The organism is Acidaminobacter sp. QWL-03 (genome assembly GCF_058683855.1).
In genome coordinates, this window is record NZ_CM178752.1 from 70847 (window position 1) to 85010 (window position 14164).

11 protein-coding genes and 1 pseudogene are annotated in these 14164 nt (G+C 38.3%); 10 read left to right on the forward strand and 2 right to left on the reverse strand.

Annotated features, from left to right (window positions below):
- The first annotated feature begins 237 nt into the window (after positions 1-237).
- Positions 238-1074, forward strand: coding sequence for a transposase (locus AC4PHM_RS00310; RefSeq protein ID WP_492018909.1), 837 nt, complete (start codon positions 238-240; stop codon positions 1072-1074).
- 42 nt (positions 1075-1116) lie between these two features.
- Positions 1117-1620, forward strand: a complete 504-nt coding sequence (locus tag AC4PHM_RS00315) for a transposase (protein ID WP_492018910.1) — start codon at positions 1117-1119, stop codon at positions 1618-1620.
- 315 nt (positions 1621-1935) lie between these two features.
- Here the strand turns inward: AC4PHM_RS00315 and AC4PHM_RS00320 are convergent.
- Positions 1936-2325, reverse strand: a pseudogene (locus AC4PHM_RS00320) (MFS transporter); the annotation flags it as partial.
- A 90-nt stretch (positions 2326-2415) separates the two neighbouring features.
- Here AC4PHM_RS00320 and AC4PHM_RS00325 point away from each other — a divergent pair.
- Positions 2416-2913 carry a hypothetical protein gene (locus tag AC4PHM_RS00325; protein WP_492017501.1) on the forward strand — a complete coding sequence of 166 codons (498 nt, stop codon included), beginning with the start codon at positions 2416-2418 and terminating at the stop codon, positions 2911-2913.
- On the forward strand, positions 2910-3971 hold the full coding sequence (locus tag AC4PHM_RS00330; protein ID WP_492017500.1) for an IS3 family transposase: 1062 nt from the start codon (positions 2910-2912) through the stop codon (positions 3969-3971). Before AC4PHM_RS00325 ends, AC4PHM_RS00330 begins: the two co-directional genes overlap by 4 nt.
- Positions 3972-4035: 64 nt before the next feature.
- On the opposite strand, the gene AC4PHM_RS00335 is transcribed toward AC4PHM_RS00330, so the two are convergent.
- Complete coding sequence (locus AC4PHM_RS00335; protein ID WP_492018911.1) at positions 4036-4524, reverse strand: recombinase family protein; 489 nt, start codon at positions 4522-4524, stop codon at positions 4036-4038.
- A 278-nt stretch (positions 4525-4802) separates the two neighbouring features.
- Here AC4PHM_RS00335 and AC4PHM_RS00340 point away from each other — a divergent pair, with 278 nt between their 5' ends.
- The 6 genes from AC4PHM_RS00340 (at position 4803) to AC4PHM_RS00365 (ending at position 13930) form a co-directional block, all read left to right on the forward strand.
- On the forward strand, positions 4803-5993 hold the full coding sequence (locus tag AC4PHM_RS00340) for a recombinase family protein (RefSeq protein WP_492018913.1): 1191 nt from the start codon (positions 4803-4805) through the stop codon (positions 5991-5993).
- On the forward strand, positions 5923-7362 hold the full coding sequence (locus tag AC4PHM_RS00345) for a recombinase family protein (protein WP_492018914.1): 1440 nt from the start codon (positions 5923-5925) through the stop codon (positions 7360-7362). Before AC4PHM_RS00340 ends, AC4PHM_RS00345 begins: the two co-directional genes overlap by 71 nt.
- A gap of 1051 nt (positions 7363-8413) precedes the next feature.
- Complete coding sequence (locus AC4PHM_RS00350) at positions 8414-8782, forward strand: ArsR/SmtB family transcription factor (RefSeq protein ID WP_492018915.1); 369 nt, start codon at positions 8414-8416, stop codon at positions 8780-8782.
- Positions 8783-8820: 38 nt separating this feature from the next.
- On the forward strand, positions 8821-11172 hold the full coding sequence (locus AC4PHM_RS00355) for a heavy metal translocating P-type ATPase (protein WP_492018916.1): 2352 nt from the start codon (positions 8821-8823) through the stop codon (positions 11170-11172).
- Between the two features lie 276 nt (positions 11173-11448).
- The gene (locus tag AC4PHM_RS00360) at positions 11449-12576 is read left to right on the forward strand and encodes a murein hydrolase activator EnvC family protein (protein WP_492018917.1); all 1128 of its coding nucleotides are present in this window, start codon (positions 11449-11451) and stop codon (positions 12574-12576) included.
- A 466-nt stretch (positions 12577-13042) separates the two neighbouring features.
- Positions 13043-13930: a peptidylprolyl isomerase gene (locus AC4PHM_RS00365; protein ID WP_492018918.1), complete on the forward strand. Its 888-nt coding sequence runs from the start codon at positions 13043-13045 to the stop codon at positions 13928-13930.
- The last annotated feature ends 234 nt before the right edge of the window (positions 13931-14164 follow it).

The following is a 14164-nucleotide window of genomic DNA, read 5'->3' on the forward strand; positions in this document are numbered from 1 at the left end:
ATAGTTCAAACCAAATATTGGGTTTAAACAACTAATAAAGACGGGTGCTGTTGCAAAATAGCACCAAATAAAAATGGACTATAGCAAATCATATTTGATTTGCTATAGTCCATTTTTGCTTGTCAAAATGATTAGAACTGGCTCGCAGAGCCAGTTCTAATGAGTTGAAATTGTTTTATGACGAACAATCTAACTCATGTCTATTTTAACCAAAATGTCCGCTCAATGCAACTATGAATGCAATTTGATGTGGGCACATACATTCCAGTGGATAGTAAGGTTAGACTGGTGTGCAAAATCGTTGAGGAGATGAAATTAGATTCTGTGTTAAGCACCTACTCCATTTTGGGTAGAAAACCAGCTGTTGACCCAGTTACCATGTTGAAGATCCTATTGTGCTGTTACAGCGAAGGGATTTATTCCTGCCGCAAAATTGAAGATTTTTGCACTTATGATGCTAGAGCACATTTCCTGCTCCAAGTTCAAAAAGCACTTGATCACAGCACAATAAACCGCCACCGCAAGACGTTAGAAGGCTACGCGCCAGATTTGCTGACTCAGTTTGTCGAGATTCTGATTGGTGAGGGGCATATAAATCTGAAAAGCATTTACATCGACGGTACTAAAATTAAAGCTATGGCTGGACGATATACCTTTGTGTGGCGTAAGTCCGTAGAAAAATATCAACAGAAACTCAAGGAGCGGATCATCATGGAATTGAGCCTGGCTGAAGACAGCAGCCTGGATGAAGTAATGCAGTATGTGAAGCGGGAGTTTAACCGCATCCGAAATATTTGTAGCAGCAATAAGATCCTCTTTGTACATGGGATTGTGAAACGCAAAACTCAAGACCAAAGGGACTATGAATACTTTAAAGAGGTTCTTGATAAACTGGTCAAATATCAGGAACATCTGAGAATCATGGGTAATCGTAACAGCTATTCCAAGACGGATCACGATGCGACCTTCATGCGGATGAAGAAAGACCACATGCTTAATGGGCAGCTGAGGCTAGCATGCAACATTCAAATGGCCTCCAGTGGCGCATTCATCGTTGGTGTCATGGGCAGTTAAAAGAGCAATGATCTGCATACCCATAAGCCATTTCTAGAGCAAATGATGCCGCGATATGGAAAACACCTGATTAATATCGTAGCGGATATAGGCTACGAAAGCATTGAAAACTATGCCTATCTCAATAAAAAGCAGTTGATAACCTACATCAAGCCAGCAAACTTCAAGAGCAGTAAAAAAAAGAAGGCCAAAGACATCAACAAAAGAGAGAACATGACCTATTTGGAAAAAGAAGATGCTTATGTCTGCAAAAACGGAATAAAACTAACAAGAACTAAAAACCGAGTCCGTAAATATGACTCAGGATATCAGGATCCATTTCGTACTTATAGATGTTATGAATGCATTGGGAGTCCCTTTAATAGTCAATGCATCAAAAGCCGAAAAGCATATGGTGGTGCATCGAAAACCATCCAATACTCACCTGACTTTGAGACGTTTCGCGGACAATCAAACTACAACATCACAACTGAGGTCGGAATTGCTCAGCGAATCAGTCGATCGATTCAGGCAGAAGGTATGATTTCGAAGTTAAAAGATGACTGAGACATGACAGTTTTAGATATCGAGGAATGAAGCGTGTGATTTCAGACATTACTCTCATGGCAATGGGAATCACTCTGAACAAGTAGCATCCTAAAAATATCAAGAATCAAACTGGCATAGTCGAGTATAGGAAAACGGCATAATCCAAATCAGAAACAAAAAATGGATAGGTTTATTATGTGCGCCATGAATTAAGAACAATCCCAAAGTAAAAATTTGGATTGGTGAACACAACCTTAGATAAATCAATACTTACAGAAAAATGAGCTGTTGCGCCTCTAGTTAACTAGATTGCCAATAATAGCCTTCATGATTCTAGATTTCATTTTTGATAACCTCGTGGCTTCTATTGATGTCAAATTCCTTTGTAATTACATAACTCATAATTCCGATAAAAATCATTAAGACCCCAGCGATTATCATCCAATTGCTGACTCCGATGATTTCAGCTATTGGTCCAGCAATAAACATTCCAACCGGAGCCGCGAAACTCATGACACTTGTAATTAGTGATAAGACTTTCCCTAGATTTTCCGGTGGAACAGTCCGTTGAATATACGCGGTAAAAGGGATATTGAACCCCGAACCCGTTGATCCCATTAGAAAGACCAGTATGCAAAATACCCAAAACAAGTTTGCTGGTATTAGACCAGCAATTAAAGATGACAATCCAAGTAAACCTGTGAAAAGAGAAATCATAAGAAATTGCTTTTTAAGACCCCCCTATGTGTCACAATAGTTGTCGTAGACCATTAAAAAAAGTATCCTATAATAGAATCGATTGGGGGATTACTAATGGCCTACACAAGAAGAGTAAAGGAAACAGCAATTCGTATGATGTTGCCGCCTGAGAACGTAGCACTGAGCAAGATTAGTGAAACACTTGGCGTCGCACCTGCTACACTCAAGAAATGGAGAAATGAACTAAGAGCAAACGGATATGCTGCTCCTGCCAACGAAGAACCGGCTGATCAGTGGAGCAGCCAGGACAAGTTTCTAATCGTAGTGGAAACGATGAACCTTAATGAGGTTGAGTTATCGGAGTACTGTCGGAAAAAGGGACTTTATCCTGAACAGGTGAAGCAATGGCAGGAAAACTGTATGAGCGCCAATGGCAACATACCAAGCCAAGTCGCTGAGTTGGTTCAACAAGACAAGGCACTCCAGAAGGAGTTGCGCCAAGTACGTAAGGAACTGCAGCGTAAGGAATCCGCATTAGCGGAAGCCGCCGCGCTGCTGATCTTAAGAAAAAAAGCCGAAGCGATTTGGGGAACATCAGACGAGGACGAATGACCAGCCCCTCAGATCGCGCTATGATAATCCAGCTGGTAGACGAAGCAGTACAATCCGGAGCAAGCCAGTTCAAAGCCTGCGAGTGTTTAGGCATAACAACAAGAACGCTTCAAAGATGGAAAAATCCACATGCACATCAAGAAGATCAACGCCCTTTGAGAACCAAATATGAATCTGATCGTAAACTGAAGGCGGACGAGGTTGCCCTTATCCTCAAAACGATCAACAAGCCTGAGTTCGCCAGCAAGCCACCCAGTCAAATTGTGCCGGCTTTAGCTGACCGCGGAGAGTATATTGCTTCGGAATCAAGTTTCTACCGGGTAATGCGCCGTGCGGGTGAGCAACACTATCGAGGACGTGCAGAGCGCCCTTCTGGCAAGCCTAAGGCAAGCCACTGCGCTACAAAGCCCAATCAGGTTTGGTCTTGGGATATCACATACCTGCCCGGACCAATCAAAGGACTGTATTACTTTCTTTATCTCATCATCGACATTTTTAGCAGGGATATTGTAGGCTGGGAGGTATGGGAAGACGAGTCAGCAGAACACGCAAGCCACCTGATTCGTAAAGCGGTAATGTCTCAAGGCATACGAGCCCACCAAACGCCCCTCATACTACATTCTGATAATGGCAGTCCTATGAAAGGTTCCACGATGCTGGCAACACTATATGAATTGGGTGTCACGCCCTCCAGGAGCAGACCTCGCGTAAGCAATGATAATCCTTATTCAGAATCAATTTTTAAAACATGCAAATATTGTCCCAAATATCCAACAAAGGGATTCGTGTCACTTGAAGCTTCCAGAAAATGGTGTCTCCAGTTCGTACACTGGTATCGACACGAACATCACCATAGTGGCATCAAATTTCTAACACCCAATCAAGTGCACTCCGGCAAAGCAGATAGCGTTCTTGAAGCACGCCGCAAGGTTTATGAGCTAGCAAAAGCAAAGGCACCACAGAGATGGTCAGGTAAGACCCGAGATTGGACATTGCCCGGTGAGGTATGGCTTAATCCGGTCAATATTTCTAAAGATGATTTGCGACAACTACCTTGACAAACTCCGCTAATGTTCAACGATTTAAGTTTAAGTAAAATACACTACAAAAGGGTTAAAATGATTAAAATGGAAATATAGTGCAAAAATTGTGAAACAAGCGTTCTTGCGAGAAACCCCGCAGGTCGCTTGTTTCAAAGGTTTGAGGGCAAAATAAAAACACCTGCTGATAAATGGTCTTTATCAATAGGTGTTTACAGATGTGAAGTATGGCATCGCCAGAGTACTTCTCATTGGTTAAGATGGACTCAACCGTTCCAACTTGCCATCTCTTCTTGCCAGCAGGGGAGAGGATCTCTTTAGCAGTCAGGTGGCGTGCAATGTAGGAACACGTTTTTCCCTCTATAAATAAGCGGTAGATTAGCCGCACTACTACCGCCTGGCTTTCTACAATTTTAGGTGTACCGTCTTCACCTTTTTCATAGCCGAGGAAATGCTTATAAGGCATAGTGACTTTACCATCGGCGAAACGCTTGCGGTGGCCCCATGCCACGTTTTCGGAGATGGAGCGGGCCTCTTCTTGGAAACACCCACAACAATTGATAAAATGCACCCTCCCTTTCAAATGTTCAACGATTTGAAGTAAGGGGAGGGTGCATTTTTGTTTTGAGGGGTGCAAAATGGGAATTGTGCCCAGTTGGGCTTATTTTTGATTTTTTGGGCCGAAATTCATGCGTATATGGATTATTCGTGTCCTAACTAATTACATTATTCTATATTATGCTCGATATCTCGGCGATGCCTCATATAACTTGACTTATTGCCTTACCTGAGCGATTACTACGTGTAGCGGTATGGTAATTTTTTATGTTTACAAGGAGGTGAAAAGTCATGAGGAAACCTATCGTTACAGAGATTGCTAAAAAGAAAATACCTATGCCGCTTCCGAGCCTGACTAGAGTTTGTGCATATGTACGAGTTTCAACACCGAGTGAAGAACAGTTAGATTCTTTACGGAATCAGACAGAGTATTACCATCGGAGGTTTTATTCCCCTTTGTATTCATTTGTAGGGGTGTTTTCTGATGCAGGTATTTCAGGTGGAAATGTCAATCGTCCTGGTTTTCAGGAAATGCTCAATCGGGCAAGATCAGGTGAGATTGATCTGATCTTCACGAAATCCATATCACGATTTGCGCGAAATACACTGGTGCTGCTTGAGGTCGTTCGTGAACTTAAAGACATCGGCGTTGGTGTGGTTTTCGAAGAGCAGAATATCAACACTCTCAGTTCAGAAGGGGAGATGATGCTAACTATCATTGGCGCATTTGCTGAAGAAGAGCTCAAATCGACAATTCAGAACAATAAATTGTCATGGAGAAATAGATTTAAGCGCGGAAATGTAAAAATAAGTGCAAATCGACTCGTAGGGTATCGCAATAATGATAAAGGCCAGCTCGAAATCGATGAACATCAAGCATGGATAATCCGTGAAGTGTATGGAAGATATCTATGTGGTAAGTCAATAAATGACATAGTGAGAGAATTTCGCGAAGAAGGGATGCCAACCTTTAGTAAAAATATTTGGGGGAAAGACAAAATTAAACGAATACTCTCCAATGAAAAGTATTGTGGTGATCTTTTAATGCAAAAGTCATACGTCAATGAAAATGGAAAGGAAGTAAAGAATATAGGACAACTTCCCAAGTACTTTGTGAAGGATCATCATCCAGCGATCATATCCAGGGAGGACTGGGAAAAGGTTCAGGAGATGAGAAAAGCGCGAAGCAACCGGTATCCATTCTCAAAACTCCTCAAATGCCCGCATTGTGGGTCTTCTCTCTACCATACGACAAATCACAGGGGATTAGTTTACTGGAGCTGTGGCAGGTTTAGAGATTATAAAAAATCCACTTGTATTGGTATTAATGTGCCTGAGAAAAAAATACTTGAGATTCACAAGGTAACGCCAATTACACAACCCATGGTTATTATGGAGGTGAAATCACAAGATGGTTCAAAAGGGAAGTCCAAAAAAAATTACAGTCTTATACCCGTTAACGAATATAGAAAGGAAGAATGAGAGCGTTAAGAAGCGCGTTGCTGCATATTGTAGAGTTTCGTCACATAGTGACGAACAACTAGATAGCTACTTTGCTCAGATATCTTATTACGAGTCTATGATCAAAAGCAATTCGGCATACGACTTTGCAGGGATTTATGCTGATGAGGGTATTTCGGGCACAAGTATCAAGAATAGAGATTCTTTTATGCGCATGCTCCGGGATGCAAGAGATGGTCATATTGACATGATCATTACCAAAAACATTTCGAGGTTTGGAAGAAATACACTGGACTGTTTAAAGTCTATAAGGGAGCTAAGAATGCTCAATGTGGATGTCTATTTTGAAAAAGAGAATCTACATTCTCTAGCAAAAGAAGGTGAACTGCTCCTTTCGCTTCTGGCGGCACTTGCGCAGCAGGAAATCATTTCTCACTCTGAGAATGTCAAATGGGGTAAACGAAGAAAGTTTGAAAAGGGTGATATCGGATCAATTGCGTGGCACAATATAACCGGATATTCAAAGAATAAAAAGGGTGAAGTTGTCATTATTGAAGAACAAGCGGCCATTATACGAAGGATTTATAAAGAATTTCTTGCAGGAAATGGCACCAATAGAATTGCTGATAAGCTTAATGAAGAAAAAATACCGCTGATACGAGGTAAAAAATGGATGACGTCACATATTCAAGTGCTGCTGACTCATGAGAAGTATTCAGGTGATACTTTATTTCAGCGCCAAATAACACCTGATCCTATGAATAAAAGGCAAGTGAAGAATCAGGGCCAGGTACCTCAATATTATTGTAAAGACAGTCATCCTGCTATTGTCGATAAAGAAATTTGGGATTGTGTACAATTAGAAATTGAGTTGCGCAAAAGTTATTGTGAAGAGCATTCTGTGACCCGATATCAAAGTTTCAAATACAAAGATACACTACCACTTACAGGGAAAATAATATGTGGACATTGCAATCATTCATTTGTTATCAAGGTTTCAAATCGATTGATAGATAAAGGAACAGCTTATTATGAGTGTTCAATGAATAGAACCGGATATCGGCAGCCGAAGAAAGCTGGATGCGACTGTATTAATCAAACGAGATTAAACCGTGATGATCCTAAGCAAATCTTCGTAGATGCCTGGAACCATCTCGTAGAAAATAAAGAGCTGTATGAAGCCGAATGGCTAGGGGTTATTGAACGGAGAGATATTTTAAAGGCTTATCGAGCAAAAGAGCTGATGAGGCTGGTAGGAGAAGTCGGAGTTATTGAAGAGCTTTCATACGAGTTAATGATTCAGGTCTTAAGTCATATTGAGGTGGGGGTAGATGGGCAGATCAGAGTGATTTTTCTATCGGGAACAGAAGTTGTGGCAACTACTCCTTAAAGTTCGATTTAGGGAATAGTTACTTTATTACTTAGATTGCATTTGTTATAAGAGCATAATCCCTATAATTGATTACTTTATATCATCTTTCGAAAATAGACTCCACCTTGTGCGATCTGTAATTTAGTTAAGAATACATAAAAGTTCAAAGGGAATTTGATATGTTAGGATTGTATTGAAGTGATTAATGAAATAGCAGGCTGATGAGGTCTGCTTATTTGTTTTTCTTTTTTAATCAATTAGTCGATTAAGTAGTTAATGTATTGTGTTTACCATTGGAATTAAAAGCACCCCAAATACAAACCGATTGGAAAATATTTATTTAACTCTTATTGGAATTTAAAATTTTAGTGAACACATCCTCGAAATCAGATCAAGGCAAAAGCTTGGCCATTTAACTTAGCAAGTGCTTTTATTAAGTTGTTCACCGAACTGAAGAAAAATTCATTGGATATTTAGAATTGGCTGGTTTTCGTTATTTACATGAGTTGTTACCAACTGCTGGTTTTTATGGGAGAAATACTAAATTCCTTGTATTTATTGTGATAGAAAAATCGCTTAAAAGTTTTTATTATCAATGGTTTTAACTTCGCTCAGCAAATCCTTAATAGCGTTAATGTATACGAGCTTTTCATGTTTATTTGTAAGACTAGTTTAATCGGACTTACTTCCGAAGTATACGTTGGAAGAAAAAAACTCAATTCTAGTGAATTCAAGATCTGTCCCCACTAGACTAACGGCCGTTCTATCCAGAGATAAATTGTCCAATACATATAAGAATTTTTTATTGCCATAGATGATTCAATGAAATCACTATTACTGTTTCTTACTTCGCAATAACGGATTTGAACACTGGGGATTTAGTGTTATTTTGAATTATAATGCTCCTTGATTGATTAAATAGATTATCACGGGTTCCTAAATATCACATCACCTTTCTGACTTTATCTGAACAGATATTCAAGTGAGTATTGACAATAAAATGAGTTTATAGTATGGTTTTATATATGAACAGTTGCTCAAATGTTCCGATTAAGGAGAAGTGGTTGTTATGGCTAACAGAGAACAACAAGTTGAGAGATGTGATTGCGAAGCAATTCATGAAACAGTGGTGAATCAAGTAAAATGCAGAATGCCACAGGATGATGTGCTTTTTGATCTTGCAGAATTATTTAAAGTATTTGGAGATTCCACGAGAATCAGAATTTTATGGGCGCTAGAAGAATCAGAAATGTGCGTTTGCGACATTTCATGTTTACTAAATATGACTCAATCTGCAATCTCGCACCAGCTAAAAGTTCTAAAGCTAGCTAAACTTGTTAAAAATAGACGGGACGGGAAAATTGTATATTATTCTTTAGTTGATGAGCATGTAAAGCTCATACTAAATCAAGGTATGATCCATAATAATGAAAAGTGATCTAATTTAAAAATATGTGTGATAAGGAGGAATGCATTTTGAAAGCGACCACTGTAGAGCTAGTTTTAGAAGGACTTGACTGTGCATCATGTGCTGAAAAAATAAACGAAAAAGTAATGAAGCTTAATAATGTTAATGAATCATCGCTAAATTTTGTTACAAAAATTTTGAAAATTGAGCTGGTAAGCATAGATTCAAAAAATCAAGTTGTTGAAAGTGCAACAAAAATTGTGAGAAAGCTAGAACCAGGTGTAACTGTATCAGAAAAAGTAGATTTGAAATATACAAAAAAAGTATTGTTGCTTGAGGGTCTTGACTGTGCAAATTGTGCACTAAAAATTGAAAACAAAGTAAACCAACTTGAGGGGGTAAAGAATGCAAGCGTTGATTTTACTACTGGCAAGCTTGTTTTAGAGTCAAACAGTAGAGATATTGTTAATATAATTGAAACAACTAAGGCTTTGATAAAGAAAATTGAACCAGATGTAATTGTAAAAGATGAATCAGACAAATTAGTAAAAGGGCACGAACATGCTGATGGTGAAAGTGCGAAGCAGTTATTAAAGCTCGCTATTAGCGGAATCCTTTTTGCTGTGGCTTTGGTTTTCTCGCTTCCAAATCAATTGGAGTTTCTGTTGTATATTATTGCGTATCTGATAGCAGGTGGTGAGGTAGTGCTGCGTGCTATAAAAGATATAAGGAATGGACAGCTCTTTGATGAAAATTTTCTTATGTCAATTGCTACCATCGGTGCGTTTGCTATTGGTGAATACCCTGAAGGTGTAGCGGTAATGCTGTTCTATCAAGTTGGTGAATTTTTTCAAAATATGGCTGTGAATCGGTCGAGAAAATCTATCGCCGATCTTATGGATATAAGGCCTGATTACGCAAACTTGAAGGTTGGAAATGAGTTAAAAAAAGTTGCGCCAGATGATGTAAAAATTGGAGAATTTATAGTTGTAAAACCAGGAGAAAAAATTCCGCTTGATGGTTCTATAGTAGCGGGAATGTCAATGGTAGATACATCTGCTTTGACAGGAGAGTCAGTTCCGCGTGAAGTAGAAGCGGGCTCCGAGGTATACGGTGGATTCATCAATAAAAATGGACTTTTGACAATAGAGGTAAAAAAAGAGTTTGGTGAATCGACAGTTTCAAAAATATTACAGTTGGTGGAAAACGCAAGTAGTAAGAAAGCTCCTACGGAGCAGTTTATAACAAAATTTGCAAGAATTTATACACCATTTGTAGTAATTGCAGCTCTTGCATTAGCCTTGATTCCCCCATTGGTTATAGATGGTGCAACATTTTCTGAGTGGATATATAGAGCTCTAGTTTTCCTTGTAATATCTTGCCCTTGCGCTTTGGTTATATCAATTCCTCTAGGGTTCTTTGGAGGAATTGGCGGAGCGTCAAAGAATGGTATTCTCATAAAAGGTGGCAACTATCTAGAAGCTCTAAATAATGTGGACACTGTGGTGTTCGATAAGACTGGAACTTTGACAAAAGGAGTATTTAAAGTAACAGAGATAAATCCTATTAATGGAATATCAAAAGAAGAACTCCTCGAGAGTGCAGCTCATGCTGAAAACTATTCCAATCATCCTATTGCCCAATCTATTATGAAAGCATATGGGAAGGAAATTGACAAAAACGGCATAAATGGTCATGAGGAAATTCCTGGTTTGGGAATTAAAGTTAATGTAAATGGCCGGGAAATACTAGCAGGAAACGCAAGTCTTTTGACTAATAAAAAAATAGCTTTTGACTTGAATGATGATGTTGGCACTATTGTTTATATCGCGATAGATGGACTATACGCTGGATCAATAGTCATTTCAGATGAAATTAAACAGGACTCTAAAAATCTTATTAGAGGGCTAAAGGAAATTGGAGTAAAGAAGACAGTAATGCTAACGGGAGATAATAAGAAAGTTGGCGACAAGGTCGGTGAGCAACTTGGATTAGATGTTGTTTATTCGGAACTGCTTCCAGATCAAAAAGTTGAAAAGTTAGAGCTGCTTTATAAAGAAAAAGCAACAAAAGGATGCACTGTTTTTGTAGGGGATGGTATAAACGATGCCCCAGTTCTTGCAAGAGCAGATGTTGGAGTTGCAATGGGTGGACTTGGATCTGATGCAGCTATTGAAGCGGCTGATGTTGTACTCATGACTGACGAACCAAGTAAGCTAATTAGTGCAATTAAGATCTCGAAGAGGACCAGAAGCATTGTACTTCAGAACATATCCTTAGCTTTTATTGTGAAAGGAGTTGTTCTAGTATTGGGTGCAGGTGGACTTGCAACAATGTGGGAGGCAGTCTTCGCGGACGTAGGTGTCGCAATAATTGCGGTTCTAAATGCAATGAGAGTAATGAATACCAAGAATTTATAAGATGCCAGAAGTTATTTGAATATAATTATTTGTATAATCAATAGATTTCATATTAGAGTCAGCAACAAAGTAAAATGATAAGCAACATTTCATTTTGATTTGCTGCTGATTCTAGTGTGTTTAATGAAGTGTATATATTAATTTGACTTCTCACACAATATCTAGATTTATTTGTAAATTGGATAATAACTTTTACAAAAAAACCTTAAATAGAATAAAGACTACAAATTTGGAAACGTAAAGATAAATGAACGCATGTACAGTGGGGGGCTAGATTTGAAATTCAAAACATTATTGATGATAGTTTGTTCTTTAGTACTTGTGTCAGCAACAGTGACAGCTGGCTACACTCAAGATGGTTTGAGTAGTCAGAGTAAATTAAATCAATTAAATCAACAGATTAACAAGATAAAAAGCAAATTAACTGAGAATAAGAAGAAAGAAAAGAGCATTTCTAATCAGATTGAAAATATCAATAATAAAATCGAACTAACAAAAAGCGAAATGGCGGAAATTAGCCTTCGAATAGTTGGAACAGAAGAAAAAATACTTCAAATTCAACAAGAATTACAAGAGACAGAGAATAAGATAGCGATGAAGAATGATGTACTAGGCACTCGATTAAGAGTGATGTATAAAAACGGAAATGTAAGTTATTTGCAGGTTTTGCTTGATTCCACAAACTTTACAGACATGCTGACAAGACTGGACATGATTAAATTGATAGTTGATCACGACAGGGAATTGTTGGAATTTATGAAAGAAAAGAGAGAGGGGATAGTTGACAGTAAAAAACAGCTTGAAAACCAACAAAATACTTTGATAGAAATGGTAAATGCGATGGAGAGAGAGCAATCAGAGTTGGAATTAAATCAAGGTGAACTAGCAAAGATCAAAAAAGATATTTTGACAGATAACAAAAAACTTGAACAGCAAGAAGATGAACTAAACCGGTATGCAAAAGAGATAGCCTCTGAAATAAGAAAGCTTCAATCGAATGATATATACAAAGGTGGAAAATTTGCATGGCCTGCACCAGGATATAGTCGTATTACGTCTCCATTTGGATATCGAATTCATCCAATTTTGAAGACTAAAAAGCTACATACAGGGATGGATGTTGCTGTGCCAACAGGAGGCAAAATTGTAGCTGCTGAGGCAGGAAAAGTCATTTTTTCAGGATGGAAGGGGGGATATGGGAAAACAGTTATGGTTGATCATGGTAGTGGAATTGTCACCCTATATCCGCACAATTCGGAGTTAGTCGTTAAAACTGGTGACAAGGTAAAAAGAGAACAGCTAGTAGCTAAAGCCGGAAGTACCGGACTGTCAACTGGACCGCATCTCCACTTTGAAGTAAGAAAAAATGGTGAATTTGTCGATCCGTCACCTTGGTTAAAATGAAATCATCTAGACCCAAACGGCTTTGTAGCACACTTATTCCTAACTAATGATGACGACTTGGAATTCTCGGATAGCAATTATTAAATGGTAAATTGATAACACTAAAATATTTTTTCTTTTTTTATGTCACAACGTGGCAAATTTAAAGAATGTCATTTTATCTGGAGTATATAGTTGTTTAATAGAAATCCACTTGTTAATTCGCCGTTACTGTCTTCGACGTCAATTTTATCATTAGCACGAACTAAAAATATTTAAGAACCTTTTACATGGTTAGGTTAAGAATAAGATAACTTCAACAAATATGGGCTTGATTTGCTTCATGAAATGAGTTAATCATTCCCCTAATTATCTTTAGTAAAATCAATTCAAATATCGCTAATGTATTATATTGTTTTAATGTCTAATTAAATGAAAGATACATTTTGTTTCGAGATAATTATAATTTGGAAGGGGCAAATTGAAAGTGAAGAACAATTTAAAAATTATCATTACCCTAATTGTGCTTGGCAGCTTGTTTACTGCGATTATTTATTTTGGCGCAGGCACCTCCGGACTGACAGGCGGTGGAACTACTGTGGCAACAGTCGGTTCGGAAAAGATCACTAAAGACGAACTGTACAATTATTTGGTTAAGCAGGGCGGTGAACAAGTTGTCGATGCATTGATTTCAGAGAAGATTATCAAGCTGGAGGCGCAAAAAAATAACATCAAGGTTGAAACATCTGAGATTGACGAGGAGGTCGCGACCTACGAAGAAATGTATGGTGGCAAAGAATTATTAGAGGCTGCTCTTGCATCAAGTTCATTTGACATGGATTACCTGAGGGGTAATATTGAGAAAAACCTCACGATCAAAAAACTTCTAGAACCAACCATTGAGATCACTGAGGCTGAGATTTTGGATTATTTCACTAAAAACAAAACTTCCTTTGATCAACAGGAGCAGGTCAGCGCACGACATATTCTTGTTGAGACGTTAGAAACTGCTAAAGAGGTATTAGATAAATTGAATGCTGGGGAATCTTTTGAGACCCTTGTGGGTGAATATTCTATTGATACATCAACTAAGGAGAACGGTGGGAAGTTGGGATTGTTTGGTCGTGGCAAAATGGCTCCTGAGTTTGAGCAAGCAGCTTTTGCAGCGCAGATTGGCAAGTTGGTAGGTCCTGTAAAAACCGATTTTGGTTATCACGTTCTCATAGTGGATGAGAAGAAAGAAGCGATCGAAGCAACTCTTGAAAGCAAAAAGGACGAAGTTCGAGATGTCCTACTTAATCAAAAAATTCAGTCTCAAGGATCATCTTGGTTGGAAGAGAAGTTTAAGGAATATGACATCAATATAACCTTATAATGAGAAGTGAAAGACTCTTAAACAGTATTGACTTTTTTCATAGATAAGCATAAGAAATGCTTGAAAGTGAAGACGAAGGCAATAGAGTTAAACTTGATCGTAAATATTGGTGGTATGTATTCTAATACGCTCACTAATTCGGATAATAAATTGGTACATATTTTGAAAATTTGAGAGTATGCTATCATGCATGGGTTGATATTCAACATGCAAATTTTCGATATGATGGATATA

Coding starts and splice junctions, on each gene's coding strand:
- AC4PHM_RS00310 (WP_492018909.1), top strand. CDS start 238: ATGCAATTTGATGTGGGCACATACATTCCAGTGGATAGTAAGGTTAGA.
- AC4PHM_RS00315 (WP_492018910.1), top strand. CDS start 1,117: ATGATGCCGCGATATGGAAAACACCTGATTAATATCGTAGCGGATATA.
- AC4PHM_RS00325 (WP_492017501.1), top strand. CDS start 2,416: ATGGCCTACACAAGAAGAGTAAAGGAAACAGCAATTCGTATGATGTTG.
- AC4PHM_RS00330 (WP_492017500.1), top strand. CDS start 2,910: ATGACCAGCCCCTCAGATCGCGCTATGATAATCCAGCTGGTAGACGAA.
- AC4PHM_RS00340 (WP_492018913.1), top strand. CDS start 4,803: ATGAGGAAACCTATCGTTACAGAGATTGCTAAAAAGAAAATACCTATG.
- AC4PHM_RS00345 (WP_492018914.1), top strand. CDS start 5,923: ATGGTTCAAAAGGGAAGTCCAAAAAAAATTACAGTCTTATACCCGTTA.
- AC4PHM_RS00350 (WP_492018915.1), top strand. CDS start 8,414: ATGGCTAACAGAGAACAACAAGTTGAGAGATGTGATTGCGAAGCAATT.